Origin of the sequence: Plasticicumulans acidivorans, from assembly GCF_003182095.1 — a bacterium.
Lineage (GTDB): Bacteria > Pseudomonadota > Gammaproteobacteria > Competibacterales > Competibacteraceae > Plasticicumulans > Plasticicumulans acidivorans.
On record NZ_QGTJ01000013.1, the window covers coordinates 107,628 to 121,216 of the forward strand.

Sequence of the window (13,589 nt, forward strand, 5' to 3'; positions counted from 1 at the left end):
ATCAGTCGTCGGAATCGGGCTTGTCGTCGCGGCCGGCGTCCTCGCCGGCCAGATACTCGGGGTGCTCGATCAGCGTTGCCGCCCGCCACAGCGCGGCTTCCCGCTCGCGGTAGGGCTGCACGAACACGGCCGCCGCGCGCGCCTGCGCATCAAGCGCACGATGGCGCAGCAGCAGAGCGCCCTGCGGGTTGGCCTTCGCCCAGTCGAGTTCGCTGCCGCGCGCGATCACCTGCAGCGGCTGCTGCAGACGCCCGGCGAACTGGAACTCGCCGTGATACTTGCCGGGGTGCGCCACGCTGACGCCCTGCGCCTGCAGCGCGGCGATCTGTGCGGCGATCGGGCGGGCGTCGAGCGTCGGTGCGGCGATGCGGACCACGCCGGCGTAGAGCAGCACGCCGCAGAGCACCGGCAGCACGACCAGCCAGCGCGGATCGCGGCGCGCCTGCAGCACGCGCGCCCACGCCAGCACCAGCAGCACCACACCCAGGCCCCACAACGGCGAGACCTCGGCGACCCAGTCCGGCCAACCCTGGCGTGCGGCGAGGAACGGCCCTATAGCGGCGACCAGGCCGAGCAGCGCAAACGGCGCCAGCACCAGCGCGTGACCGAGCCAGCCGCCGGCGCGCGGCCGCTGCGTCAGCGCCCGCGCGGCGAGCAGCAGCAGTGCCGGCAGCAGGGGCAGCAGGTAATGCACCTGCTTGCCGCTGACCGCTGAAAACACCAGGAAGCCCGGCAGGAACCAGGCCGCGCAAAAACGCCCGGCACGGCCGAAGTCGGTGCGCAGGCCCGGCAGTGCGCGCCACAGCGGCAGCCACAGCGGCCAGGGCAGCAGGATCGCCGGCAGGATCGGCAGGTACCACCACCACGGCCGCTGATGGGCGAAGGACTGCACCATGCGCCCGGCGGTCTGCCCCCAGAAGATCATCTCGCGATATTCGGCGCCGCCGACGATCGCCGCCGGCAGCGCCCAGCACAGCGCCAGCGCCGCACCGGCGAGCACCGCCAGTCCGACATTGCGATACCAGCGCCACCAGCCACCGACACGCGCCCCGCCCTGCCACCACGGCGCGAGCAGCGCCACCGGCAGCAGGTACACCAGCACCGCCGGCCCCTTGCAGAGCACGCCGAGGCCGATGCCGAGCGCATACAGCGCCCAGTGACCGCGGCCGCCATGTTCGGCAGCGCCGAGCAGGCCGAGCAGGCCGAGCAGTACCGTGGTCGCCAGCAGCAGATCGAACATCAGCATCGTGCCGAACAGTGCGACGTAGAAGCAGCCGTAGAACAGCCACGGTACCAGCCGCGCGCTCGCGGCATCCTGCGGCCACAGGCGGCGGGCCAGCGCGCCGAGCAGGAACAGGTCGGCCAGCGTGGCCAGCGCGGTGATCAGCCGCGGCGCCCAGTCGACGACGCCGAACACCGCCCAGCCGAGCTGGATCAGCCAGAACAGCAGCGGCGGCTTGTGGCTGTAGGCCTCGCCGTTGAGGTGCGGCACCAGCCAGTCCCCGTGCGCCCACATGTCCCAGGCGACGGCGGCGTAGCGGGTCTCGTCGATCGGCGCCAGCGGCCGCGCCCACAGGGCGACGGCCGTCAGCAGGCCCCAGAGCAGCAGCAGGCCGCAGGCATTGAGCAGGCGCTGCATCAGGACGCGGCCCGCGAGGACGACTCGGCGCGCTCGGCGGCGCGGCGCTCACGGCGCGCCTGCTTGCGGATCAGACGCAGATTGCGCACGTAGACGACGACGCCGAAGGTCTGGCCGAGGATGATGACCGGGTCGCGCTGCGAGATGGCATAGGCCAGCAGCAGGGCACTGCCGCTCATCGACAGATACCAGAAGTGGATCGGATTGACCGGCTGGCCGGCGCGCTCGGAGAAATACAGCTGCACGACGAAGCGGCCGGTGAACAGCACCTGACCGACCATGCCGATCACCGTCCACAGCGGATCGGCCTCGGTGATCGCATGCACCACCGGCACCGGCGTCGAGGCCCAGCCGGCGGCGACGGCGAGCGCCGTCAGCGTCAGCCACGGCCACAGGAACAGCGCCGCGTGGCCGCGCTCGTGGCGGTGGATCAGCTCCAGGTTGCGCAGGTAGATCGCCAGCCCGGCCATCTGCCCGAGGCTGATGACCAGATCGCGCTGGTGCGTGGCATACGCCAGCAGCAGCGCTGAGCCGAGGATGCTGAAGTACCAGAAATGGATCGGCATCAGGCTCTTGCGCGCCCGCTCGGAGAGTATCCACTGCACCAGGAAGCGCGCCGAAAACGCGCCCTGCGCGATCAGGCCGACCACGGTCCAGATCGGGTCCAGCTTGTTCATTCAACAATCTCCGGAACGCGCGCGCGCCGCTGCAGCCACATCACGCCGAGCAGGTCGACGATGCCGACCGCCAGCCGGTCGAGCGTGCCGTACTTGGACACGCCACGGGTGCGGTGACGGTGGTTGACCTCCACCGACACCAGCTCCAGCCCGGCGCGGCGCACCAGCGCCGGCAGGAAGCGGTGCATGTGATCGAAGTACGGCAGCTGCAGGAACACCGCGCGCTCGAACACCTTGAGGCCGCAGCCGGTATCCGGCGTGGCATCGCCGAGCAGGCGTGAGCGCACGCCGTTGGCGATCTTCGAGGAAATGCGCTTGATCCAGCTGTCCTGGCGCTTGCGCCGGTAGCCGGCGGCCATCACCAGCCGCGGCGGCCGGCCCGCGGCCTGCAGCACGGCGACCAGCCGGGGAATGTCCGCCGGATCGTTCTGACCGTCGCCGTCGAGCGTGGCGATCAGCCGACCGCGGGCGTGGCGCACGCCGCTGTGCACCGCGGTGCTCTGACCGCAGGCGCGACGATGGGTGATCACCCGCAGCTGCGGCAGCCGTTGCTGCGCAGCGGCGAGGCGCGCGGGCGTCTCGTCGAGGCTGCCGTCGTTGACGTAGACGATCTCGTATTCGAAGCGTCCATCGAGGGCGGCGGCGATTTCATCGAGCAGCGGGTCGATGTTCTCGGCCTCGTTGTGGACGGGTACCACGACTGATAAGTCCATCTTGATTCCAGGCGAAAAAAATTGCGGTCGATTCTACGTCATGTCCCGGTTTTGGTGCAGGGTAAAAACGTCGGTGAATCGGCCGCTTGCATGGATGCATGGGTCAGCCGCCGGTGCCGTGCGGCGGAATTGAGTAGGTGCAGGTGACGTGTGCGACCGGCTCGGCCTCACCGCTCGAATACAGCAGTACCTCGCCGACCGCGAGCCGCTTGCCGAGTTTGAGGATGCGGCCGTCGCCGACCAGGTCGGCCGGTCGCGGCCGGCGCAGGAAGTTGCAGTTAAGGTTGGTGGTGACCGCCAGTTCGACGCGACCGATCAGCGACAGCACAACGCCGTACATGACGATGTCGGCGAGTGCCATCTGGATCGGCCCCGACACCGTGCCGCCGGGGCGGATGAAATCGTCGCGGAACGGGATGCGCACGATGCAGTGCCCGGCTTCCAGGGTTTCGACACGGATGCCGAGCTGGCCAACGAAGGGGACGTGGGTGAGGCACAGCTCCTCGAACTCGGCGAGTGGAATGCGGCTCATGGCAGGCTCCTCAAACCCGTTGGACGGCGGCCGGCAGCGTGCTGATGCGCTGCATTTCGGCATCGGCAAACAGCGTCGGATCGGCGAGAAAATCCCGCAGCATGGCGGTGGTGTCGTAGCCCCAGAACAGCTCGCCGTCGACGATCGCCGTCGGCACACCGAACACGCCGAGGGCGATCGCCTGCTCGGTCGTGCGGCGCAGCACCGCCTTGACGGCAGGCTCGGCGCAGCGCGCCGCGGCCATCTGCGGCGTGATGTCGAGCATCGCGCACAGCGCGGCCCAGTCGGCCTCGCTTTCCAGGCCGCGGCCCTGCACCCACAGGTGGCGGAACACCGTGCGCACCACATCGACGCCGGCGCCGAGCGCGACGGTCAGACGCAGCGCACGCAGCGGATTGAACGGGTGCGCCGGCGGCATGCGGTAAGGCACGCCGAGCTGACGGGCACGCCACAGGCAGTGGCGATAGGTCAGCGTGCGCATCGCCGGCACCTCCGCCGGACCGCGTGTCGCCGTCGCCGCCAGCAGCGCGCCGAGCAGTACCGGCTGCGGCACGATGCGCACGTCCGCCGGCAGCGGCCGGGCGCAGAACTCCTCAAGCTGGAAGTAGGCGAAGGGCGAGAGGTAATCGAAGTACCAGTCAAGCGTGCGCATCGGCGGCGTTCTCCTCGGGTGGTCCGCGGAGCCTTGTCGCCATGGCTGCCAGCGTCAACCCGGGTTCAGCGCATGGCTGCGATGCGCCTCAATCGAGCGCCAGCACCGCTTCACGGATCAGCGCCGGCCCGCGGTAGATGAAGCCGGTGTAGAGCTGCAGCAGACTGGCGCCGGCATCGAACTTGGCGCGCGCATCCGCGCCGCTCATGATGCCGCCGACGCCGATGATCGGCAGCCGGCCGCCCAGCTCGGCGGCGAGCGCCGCGATCACCTCGGTCGAGCGCCGGGTCAGCGGCGCACCGGACAGTCCGCCGCTTTCCCCGGCATGCGCCAGCCCCTGCACCGCCCGGCGTTCGAGCGTGGTGTTGGTGGCGATCACCGCATCCATCTGCGCGCGCAGCAGCGCGGCGGCGATCACCGGGATGTCGTCATCGGCGACGTCCGGCGCGATCTTCAGCGCCAGCGGTACGTAGCGACCGTGCTGTACCGCCAGCCGCGCCTGGGCGGTCTTCAGCGTATCCAGCAGACGATCCAGCGCCGCGCCGTACTGCAGAGTGCGCAGACCCGGGGTGTTCGGCGAGGAGATATTGACGGTGACGTAATCGGCATGGGCGTAGACCTTGTCGAGACAGGCAAGGTAATCGTCGCCCGCCTGCTCGTTCGGCGTGTCCTTGTTCTTGCCGATGTTGATGCCGAGCACACCGCGAAAGCCGGCCGCACGCGCCTTGACGACGTTGGCGAGCAGCGCGTCGACACCGAGGTTGTTGAAGCCGAAGCGGTTGATCAGCGCCTGCGCCTGCGGCAGGCGGAACATGCGCGGCCGCGGATTGCCGGGCTGCGGCCGTGGCGTCACCGTGCCGATTTCGATGAAGCCGAAACCGAGCGCCGCCAGGCCGCGGATTGCCGTGCCGTTCTTGTCGAGGCCGGCGGCCAAACCGAGCGGATGCGGAAACTCGATGCCCATGACCACTCGCGGCCGCCGCGGCACCGTCGGCGCCAGCAGGCCGGCCGCCTCCCCGAGCCGCCCGAGCAGAGCGAGCGTAAGGTCGTGGGCGCGTTCGGGATCGAGGCGAAACAGCAGGGAGCGAGCGAGAGCGTAGGACATCGTGGACAGCCGGCAGCGTCAGAAGCGCGCCAGTATATCGGCTCGCCGCCTGTGCTCGTCCGGCGGCACAATGCAGTCACCGCCCCATTCATGCCACCCGCCGATGCCTTCGCCACCGCCTTTCGACCATGCCGATTTCCTGCGCCGGCTGACGACGCTGCCCGGTGTCTATCGCATGTATGCCGCCGACGGCGAACTGCTCTACGTCGGCAAGGCGATCAATCTGCGCCGCCGCGTGTCGAGCTACTTCCGCCAGAATCACGATTCGGCGAAAACGCGCAGCCTGGTCGCGCAGATCGCCGCCATCGAAGTCACCGTCACGCAGTCCGAAGCTGAAGCGCTGCTGCTCGAACACTCGCTGATCAAGGAGCATCAGCCGCGCTACAACGTGCTGCTGCGCGACGACAAGAGCTACCCCTTCATCCTGCTGACGCAGCATCCGTACCCGCGCCTGCAGATGCATCGCGGCGCCAAGCGCGAAGCCGGCCGCTACTTCGGCCCATATCCCAGCGCCGTCGCCGTGCGCGAAACGCTGGCGCTGCTGCAGCGGGTGTTTCGCCTGCGCACCTGCGAGGACAGCTTCTTCGCACACCGCAGCCGGCCCTGCCTGCAGTACCAGATCAAGCGCTGCAGCGGACCGTGTACGCAGATGATCTCGACCGCGGATTACGCTGCCGACGTCGCCGACGTCGTCGCCTTTCTTGAGGGGCGCAGCAACGAGCTGGTCAACGTCCTCGGCGCCCGCATGGAACACGCCGCCAGCGCCCTGCGCTTCGAGGCGGCGGCGCTGCTGCGCGACCGCATCGCGCTGCTGCGGCGGGTGCAGGAACGTCAGTACGTCGCCGGCATTGAGGGTGCGGACCTCGATGTGGTCGCGGTGCACGTCGAAGGCGGTGCCGCCTGCGTGCAGGTGTTCTTCTTCCGCGACGGCCGCAGCCTCGGCAACAAGGCGTTCTATCCGCGCATCCCGGCCGACGAAAGTGCCGAAGCGGTGCTCGGCGCCTTTCTCGCGCAGTACTACCTGGCGCACTCGCCACCGCGCGAGATCCTGCTGTCGCACCAGCCCGAAGACCTGGCGGCGCTGGCGCAGGTCCTCGGCGAGCATGCCGGCCACAAGGTCACGCTGTCGGCCCGCGTGCGCGCCGAGCGCGCGCGCTGGCTGGAGATGGCCCGGCGCAACGCCGCCATGGCGCTGACCGCCGAACTCGCCAGCCGCGCCGGCCTGCGCCGGCGCTTCGAGGCGCTGCAGGACGCGCTCGGCCTCGATGACGATATCGAGCGTATGGAGTGCTTCGACATCAGCCACACCCAGGGCGAGGCCACGGTCGCCTCCTGCGTGGTGTTCGACGGCGGCGGACCGCGCAAGTCGGACTACCGCCGCTACAACATCGAAGGCATCACCGCGGGCGACGACTTCGCGGCGATGCATCAGGCGCTGACGCGCCGTTACACCCGCCTGCGCGACGAGGACGCCGCGCTGCCCGACGTGCTGTTCATCGACGGCGGCAAGGGTCAGCTGGCGCAGGCCGAAGCCGTGCTCGCCGAGCTCGGCGTCGACGGCGTGCAGCTGGTCGGCATCGCCAAGGGGCCGGACCGCAAGCCCGGACTGGAAGTCCTTCACTTGTCCGGGATGGAGCGGACTCTTACACTCCCGCCGGATTCTCCCGCGCTGCATCTCGTGCAGCAGATCCGTGACGAAGCCCACCGCTTTGCGATCACCGGCCACCGTCAGCGGCGGGACAAGGCTCGGCGAACCTCCGTCCTTGAGGACATCCCGGGCGTCGGCGCGCGCCGGCGTCAGGCCCTGCTGCGTCGCTTCGGTGGCCTGCAACAACTCGTGCGCGCCGGCGTTGAAGATATCGCCGGCGTTGACGGAATCAGCAAGACGCTCGCGCAGCGTATCTACGACGCCCTACACGCCAACGGCTGACGATCGTGATGACTTTGACCACCCCCACCATGCTCACCCTCGCACGCATCGTGCTCGTGCCCGTGTTCGTGGTCGCCTTCTTCCTGCCGTTCGACAGCGTCAACGTGCTGTGCACGGCCCTGTTCGGCCTGGCCGCCGTCACCGACTGGCTCGACGGCTGGCTGGCACGCCGCCTCGGCCAGACCTCGGCCTTCGGTGCCTTCCTCGACCCGGTCGCCGACAAGCTGATGGTCGCCGCAGCCCTAGTGCTGCTGGTGGAAAGCGACCCGACGCCGTGGATCGGCGTGCCGGCCGTGGTCATCATCGGTCGCGAAATCGCCATTTCGGCGCTGCGTGAATGGATGGCGCAGATCGGCTCGCGAGCGACGGTGGCCGTCTCGTGGATCGGCAAGTTCAAGACCTTCGCGCAGATGGCGGCACTGATGCTGCTGCTCTACCGCGAACCGCTGTTCGGCATCCCGGCCCGTGAATGCGGCATCGGGCTGCTGGTGGTCGCCGCGGTGCTGACGCTGTGGTCGATGTGCGTGTATCTGGCGGCGGCGTGGCGGGCGATGAAAAACAATCGTCATCCAGCTTGACGAAGGCGAGCCGATCACTATAATGCCGCCCCACGTCGAGCGGGAATAGCTCAGTTGGTAGAGCATAACCTTGCCAAGGTTAGGGTCGCGAGTTCGAGTCTCGTTTCCCGCTCCAGTTTTCCAAAAAGCCTCGATCCGTCGAGGCTTTTTATTTGACGAACAGCAGCATGCCGGCTGCCTATCGTCAGCAGTTTCTGGCTAGGTGGCAGAGTGGTCATGCAGCGGCCTGCAAAGCCGTGGACGCCGGTTCGATTCCGACCCTAGCCTCCAGATTGATTGCCCGGGTGGCGAAACTGGTAGACGCAGCAGACTTAAAATCTGCCGGCTTAGGCCGTACCGGTTCGATTCCGGTTCCGGGCACCAGACGTATCGATCCTCTCGATTCAGCACACCACGCAGCCCGCGCTGCGGCATTTCGCCGGGCGCCGCGGCCGCAACGTGCTGTACGCACACACGCCCCGCTACTGACGCCGTTGCACCGCCCAAGCGGCGCAGCGGCGTATCAGCGTGCGCCCGGCGGCCTCAGGCCGCCTGCCGACGGCGAGCGAGGATGTCGCGGAACAGCGCGAGCTGTCCCTGCGTCGTCGGCTCCCAGCCAAAACCCTCGGCATAGGCCCGCGTCGCGGCCCGCTCGGGCAGTGCTTCGAACAGCGCGCTGACGGCGGCGGCAATCGTCGCCGGCTCACGATCGGGAATCAGCCGGCCAGCCACCGGCGCGGTGACGATTTCCGGGCAGCCGGACACGGCGGTAGCGATCACCGGCGTGCCACAGGCCATCGCCTCCAGCAGTACGTTCGGCCAGCCTTCGTGACCGGTCGCCAGCACCAGGATATCGGCCGCGGAGTAAACCTGCGCCAGCTGCGCATGGCCGACGACGCCGGCGAAATGCACGCGCTCGGCAACCCCGAGCTGCGCCGCCAGTTCAGTGAGCATCTGCCGCTGCGGCCCGTCACCGGCGATCAGCAGACTCACATCGGGCAATTGCGGCAGGGCGCGGATGATGAACTCATTGCCCTTGCGCGGGATCAGGTGACCGACCGAAGCGATCACGCGGCCGGTCACACCGAACTGCGCGCGCGCCGCCGCCCGCTCGCCCGGCTGGAACTGCTCCAGATCGACGCCGTTACGCAGCACGACACTGCGCTCGCGGGCGATGCCGAGTGCCACCAGTTCGTCCTGCAGCGACTTCGACACCGTGATCAGGCCGTCCGCGGCCTGCGCTGCGGCCTGAATCAGCCGGCGCGGGAATGCGTAGTCACGGGCAATCGTCACCAGATCGCTGCCGCGCGAGGTGACGACAAAGGGCTTGCCGAGCTTGCGGGCGAGGAAATGCGCGGCGACGCCATCCGGATAGAAGTAATGAGCGTCGATCAGATCGAAGTCGAAGCCGCTGGCGATCAGCCGCCGCAGCACCGGCAGTATCGCCCAGGCCAGACCGTAGGGATGCAGGTTCATGCCGACCTTGGGCAGTTGCGGATAGGCCGGATGCAGCACGTCGATGCCATGACGTATCTCCTGCAGGGGCACACGCGCCATCCGCGCGTAGCCACCCAGTACGGCCCAGTCTCCGGGCACCCAGGGGACCGGCGCGACCACGCGCGCCTGCACCTCGCCGCTGCTCAGCAGCTGGCGCAGGCGATTTTCGACGAACACGCCGAAATGCGGTGCCGTGGGATTCGGATACAGCGTGGAGAAGGTCAGTATGCGCATGCCGGCCTCCTGCTCGGTCTACAACGCAGCTGGCCGCAATGATAAGCGCCACAGCACACAGCCGTCCGCAATCGCCACCGTATACTGCTGCACCCTGGCGAACCGCTCGCGTCGACGAGATGCTGTCAGCCCCGCCTCACCGGTGTGCGCCGCGCGGCATCCGGGCACAGATGGCATCGGGCACGGAACCTTGTCGCCACAACGATCAACCAAGCCGGCACTCCCTGTTTTCGGCGCGCCTGAGCTCCACGCGCCACGCACGCTCTCCCCTGCCCTGGACACGCCATGGAACAACAAGCTTTCACCCGCGCCCACGCCGCCCGCGTCTGGCGGCTGATCTACAGCTACTGGACCTCGGAGCAGAAACTCAGCGCCTGGGCGCTGCTGCTGATCGTGCTCGGCGGCAACTTCGCGCTGGTCTACATGAACGTGCTGTTCAACGAGTGGCAGCGCGGCTTCGGTAATTCACTGCAGAAGTACGACGCGGCGGCGTTCTGGTCGTCGATCGCCTATTTCGGCTGGCTGGCGGCGATCTACATCGCCATCGCCGGCGCCCGCTACTACCTGCGCATGTGGCTGCGCATCCGCTGGCGCACCTGGCTGACCAACCGCTATCAGGGCGCCTGGCTGCGCAACAAGGCGTTCTACAAGCTGAAACTGATCGGCACGCAGGTCGACAACCCTGACCAGCGTATCGCCGACGACCTCAACAACTTCACTGAACAGACAATGACGCTGTTCTTCGGGCTGATCAACGCGGTCAGTACGCTGGCCAGCTTCTCGGTGATCCTCTGGGGGCTGTCGTCGACGCTGCCGCTGACCATCGGCGCGGCGCAGTATCAGATTCCGGGCTTCCTGTTCTGGGGCGCGCTGGTCTACGCCGCCACCGGTACCTGGCTGACGCACCTGATCGGTCGCCGGCTGATTCCACTCAACTTCCAGCAGGAGCGCGTCGAGGCCGACTACCGCTTCAACCTGATGCGCCTGCGTGAAAACCTCGAATCGGTGGCGCTCTACGGCGGCGAGGAAGTCGAAAACGAACGCCTGCGCGAACGCTTTCACCGCGTCATCGACAACTTCCACCGGCTGATCCGCACCGGCTTCAAAGTCGACATGTTCAACTCCGGCTACAGCCAGGTGTCGGTGGTCGTGCCCTATCTGGTCATCGCCCCGGTCTATTTCTCGCAGCGCCTGGAGTTCGGCCTGTTGACGCAGACCGCCGGCGCCTTCGGCCGGGTGCAGGATTCGCTGTCGTTCTTCATCGATGCCTACCAGAACATCGCCGCCTGGCGTGCGGTGACGATGCGTCTGACGCAATTCACCGCAGCAGTCGATGAGCTCGACGAACGCGTCACCGACATCAGCCAGGTCGTGCGTGCTCACGCACCGCAGCCCAGCGTGCAGGCCCTCGACATCGCCCGTCCGGACGGCGAGCCGCTGCTCAATGGCCTCGATCTGCAGCTGACGGCAGGCGATTCACTGCTGATCCACGGCGCCTCGGGCTCCGGCAAGAGCACGCTGCTGCGCACGCTGGCCGGTGTCTGGCCCTATGCCCGCGGCCGTATCGAGCTGCCAAGCGACGGCGTGCTGTTTGTACCGCAGCGGCCGTATCTGCCGATCGGCACACTGCGTGAAGCGCTGCTCTACCCGGAACGCAAGCCGATCGACGACGAGCAGCTGCAGCAAGTGCTGCACGACGTGCGGCTCGAACGCCTCGGCACCCAGCTCGACACCGTCGAGGACTGGGCGCAGACGCTGTCCGGCGGCGAGCAGCAGCGCATCGCCTTCGCCCGCATCCTGCTGCGCCGGCCGCACTGGCTGTTCCTGGACGAAGCCAGTTCAGCGCTCGACGAGCCCTCCGAGCAGGCACTCTACCAACTGCTGCGCGAGCGCCTGCCGCACACGGCCATCGTCAGCGTCGGCCATCGCAGCACGCTGCGTGCCTTCCATCGCAATCAACTCGAACTCGACGGCCACGGCGGCTGGCACATCGCCCATGCCGCGACGGTCATCGCCTGAAGCGTCGGCAAGCGGCATTGACAGCCATCAACTCCCGCAGCGGCCGACAACATCTAAGCTTTGAAACATGGACGATGGCAGAGCCGGCGCCGGAGTTGCGCCGGCGGCTGTATCCACCGAGCCGGAAGCAGGCATCAATAAACAAAATGATAAAGAGGAGAGACGGATGCGCGTCTCGCGACCGCAGTCATGAGTACGACGATTTTCTGGCACCCGCTGTGCTCGGATCACAACACCGGCGCGGAGCACCCGGAGCGAGCTGCGCGCATGCAGGCCGTGCTTGATGCGTTGGGCACCGACGAATTCGCTGCGCTGAACTGGCGAGAGGCACCACCGGCAAGCTTTGAACAGATCGAGCGCGTGCATCCGCCGCGCTACGTCGACAAGGTCATGAGCCGCATTCCCGCCTGGGGCTCAGCGGCCATCGATGGCGACACGCTGCTGTCGCCCGGCAGCTTCGAAGCCGCGCTGCGAGCCGCCGGCGCAGTGTGCACAGCCATCGATGCCGTCTTCGCCGGCGAGACCACCAATGCTTTCTGTGCGATCCGCCCGCCGGGGCACCATGCCGAGCGCGAAAAGGCGATGGGCTTCTGCCTGTTCAACAACATCGCCATCGGTGCCGCGCACGCGCGCAAGCGTCACGGCATCCGCCGTGTCGCCATCGTCGATTTCGATGTGCACCATGGCAATGGCACACAGAACATCTGTGCCGAGCAGGCCGACATTCTGTACGTGTCGACACACCAGGCACCGCTCTACCCCGGCACCGGCCACCGCGACGAGCACGGCGTCGCCAACAACATTCTCAACATCCCGCTCGGCCCCGGCACGGACGGTGTGAAGTTACGCTCGGTATGGGAGCAGGAGATCGCGCCGGCGCTGTATGCGCACGAGCCCGAACTGCTGCTGCTGTCCGCCGGCTTCGATGCCCATCGCGACGACCCGCTGGCGGAATTCATGTTCGAAGAGGATGACTACGTGTGGCTGACGCGCCAGCTGCTGGGCGTGGCCGCCAACTGCTGCGGCAATCGCGTGGTCTCCGCCCTCGAAGGCGGCTACGAACTGAGCGCGCTGGCAGCGAGCGCGGCGGCACACGTGCGCACCCTGCTCGAAGTCTGAACGCCACCTCTGCCTCGGCGGCCGACCGCGATACTTCGATGAGTAGATGTATCGCAGTCGGCCAGCGACACTGTCATATACAGTTTTACTGACCCTCCTGTGGTATGACCATGCTCAGGGTTCTGCGCCGAAATCGGGTTCACGATACGGCAGCGCAGTCCCCCTGAGTCGCTCAGGCCGCCCGGCGGCCTGCATTCCGCGGAGGTTCGAAAGATCATGAAGTCGCTGACCAGGCTCGGCTTGAGCGCCCAGTTCAGCATTCTCTTGTGCATGGTCATTGCCGGCCTGGCGATTTCCGCCGGTGTCCTGCTGCACAACATCCACAGCCAGCTCGACAGCGAACGCCAGGCCCGGGTCGAGGAACTGGTCGAAATGGCCAGCAATCTCGTCGATCACTACGTCGATGAGGAACGCAAGGGCCAGCTGAGCCACGAAGAGGCCCAGCAGCGCGCCATCAGGGCCATCAGTGCACTGCGTTATCAGGACACCTATTACTGGGTGCACACCCGCAACGGCACCTACGTCGCTCACGCGGCGAAACCCGAACTGGTCGGAAAGTCCATCAACATCAGCGACAAGAACGGCAAGAACCTGTTCGAAGCGTTCGATGCCGTAATCCGCAAAGACGGCCACGGCTTTGTTGATTACGTCTGGCCGCGGGCCGGCGGCGACGTCGCCGAGCCCAAGCTCTCGTACGTCAAGCTCTCCCCGGCCTGGGGCTGGATCATCGGCCTGGGTCTCTATGTCTCCGACGTCGAGCAGGTATATGCCGAGCAGCGGACACAGGTGCTGACCGCCTTCGGCCTGGTCACGCTGCTGCTCGGTGCGGCGCTGTGGTGGCAGGCCCGGCGCATCGTCGGCCAGGTGCGCGCGGTGCTCGCCTTCGCCCGCCGGCTCGCCGCCAATGATCTGTCC

Annotated in this window: 12 protein-coding genes and 3 tRNA genes; 8 read left to right on the forward strand and 7 right to left on the reverse strand. The window is 67.5% G+C overall.

The features are described from left to right. Position 1 precedes the first annotated feature (1 nt). From C7443_RS17965 to C7443_RS17990, 6 genes are all read right to left on the reverse strand, one after another. Complete coding sequence (locus C7443_RS17965; protein ID WP_110020180.1) at positions 2 to 1,639, reverse strand: ArnT family glycosyltransferase; 1,638 nt, start codon at positions 1,637 to 1,639, stop codon at positions 2 to 4. Then, complete coding sequence (locus C7443_RS17970) at positions 1,639 to 2,316, reverse strand: lipid-A-disaccharide synthase N-terminal domain-containing protein (protein WP_110020181.1); 678 nt, start codon at positions 2,314 to 2,316, stop codon at positions 1,639 to 1,641. The genes C7443_RS17965 and C7443_RS17970 overlap by 1 nt, the downstream gene beginning before the upstream one ends. Beyond that, positions 2,313 to 3,029, reverse strand: a complete 717-nt coding sequence (locus tag C7443_RS17975; protein ID WP_110020183.1) for a glycosyltransferase family 2 protein — start codon at positions 3,027 to 3,029, stop codon at positions 2,313 to 2,315. The genes C7443_RS17970 and C7443_RS17975 overlap by 4 nt, the downstream gene beginning before the upstream one ends. Positions 3,030 to 3,132: 103 nt before the next feature. Then, positions 3,133 to 3,561 carry a PaaI family thioesterase gene (locus C7443_RS17980; protein ID WP_110020185.1) on the reverse strand — a complete coding sequence of 143 codons (429 nt, stop codon included), beginning with the start codon at positions 3,559 to 3,561 and terminating at the stop codon, positions 3,133 to 3,135. A 10-nt stretch (positions 3,562 to 3,571) separates the two neighbouring features. Next, positions 3,572 to 4,213 (reverse strand): 2-hydroxychromene-2-carboxylate isomerase, encoded by a 642-nt coding sequence (locus C7443_RS17985; RefSeq protein ID WP_110020187.1) that lies wholly within the window; start codon positions 4,211 to 4,213, stop codon positions 3,572 to 3,574. Between the two features lie 88 nt (positions 4,214 to 4,301). Beyond that, positions 4,302 to 5,318, reverse strand: a complete 1,017-nt coding sequence (locus C7443_RS17990) for a quinone-dependent dihydroorotate dehydrogenase (RefSeq protein ID WP_110020189.1) — start codon at positions 5,316 to 5,318, stop codon at positions 4,302 to 4,304. Between the two features lie 103 nt (positions 5,319 to 5,421). On the opposite strand from C7443_RS17990, the gene uvrC reads away from it, so the two are divergent. From uvrC to C7443_RS18015, 5 genes are all read left to right on the forward strand, one after another. Continuing rightward, complete coding sequence (uvrC, locus tag C7443_RS17995) at positions 5,422 to 7,248, forward strand: excinuclease ABC subunit UvrC (protein ID WP_110020190.1); 1,827 nt, start codon at positions 5,422 to 5,424, stop codon at positions 7,246 to 7,248. An 8-nt stretch (positions 7,249 to 7,256) separates the two neighbouring features. After that, on the forward strand, positions 7,257 to 7,826 hold the full coding sequence (gene pgsA, locus C7443_RS18000; RefSeq protein WP_110020192.1) for a CDP-diacylglycerol--glycerol-3-phosphate 3-phosphatidyltransferase: 570 nt from the start codon (positions 7,257 to 7,259) through the stop codon (positions 7,824 to 7,826). A 39-nt stretch (positions 7,827 to 7,865) separates the two neighbouring features. After that, positions 7,866 to 7,941: transfer RNA gene (locus C7443_RS18005), tRNA-Gly, on the forward strand. 81 nt (positions 7,942 to 8,022) lie between these two features. After that, positions 8,023 to 8,096, forward strand: a tRNA-Cys gene (locus C7443_RS18010). Positions 8,097 to 8,104: 8 nt separating this feature from the next. After that, positions 8,105 to 8,189, forward strand: a tRNA-Leu gene (locus C7443_RS18015). Positions 8,190 to 8,348: 159 nt separating this feature from the next. Here C7443_RS18015 and C7443_RS18020 read toward each other — a convergent pair. Further along, positions 8,349 to 9,536 carry a glycosyltransferase family 4 protein gene (locus tag C7443_RS18020; RefSeq protein ID WP_110020194.1) on the reverse strand — a complete coding sequence of 396 codons (1,188 nt, stop codon included), beginning with the start codon at positions 9,534 to 9,536 and terminating at the stop codon, positions 8,349 to 8,351. A gap of 285 nt (positions 9,537 to 9,821) precedes the next feature. Between C7443_RS18020 and C7443_RS18025 the strand changes: the two genes are divergently transcribed. From C7443_RS18025 to C7443_RS18035, 3 genes are all read left to right on the forward strand, one after another. After that, a complete protein-coding gene (locus C7443_RS18025) occupies positions 9,822 to 11,555 on the forward strand; it encodes an ABC transporter ATP-binding protein/permease (protein ID WP_110020196.1) in 1,734 nt (577 codons plus the stop codon). A gap of 189 nt (positions 11,556 to 11,744) precedes the next feature. After that, the gene (locus C7443_RS18030; RefSeq protein ID WP_110020198.1) at positions 11,745 to 12,674 is read left to right on the forward strand and encodes a histone deacetylase family protein; all 930 of its coding nucleotides are present in this window, start codon (positions 11,745 to 11,747) and stop codon (positions 12,672 to 12,674) included. 216 nt (positions 12,675 to 12,890) lie between these two features. Further along, the coding region (locus C7443_RS18035) for a cache domain-containing protein (protein ID WP_211346204.1) at positions 12,891 to 13,589 on the forward strand (699 nt) is incomplete at its 3' end.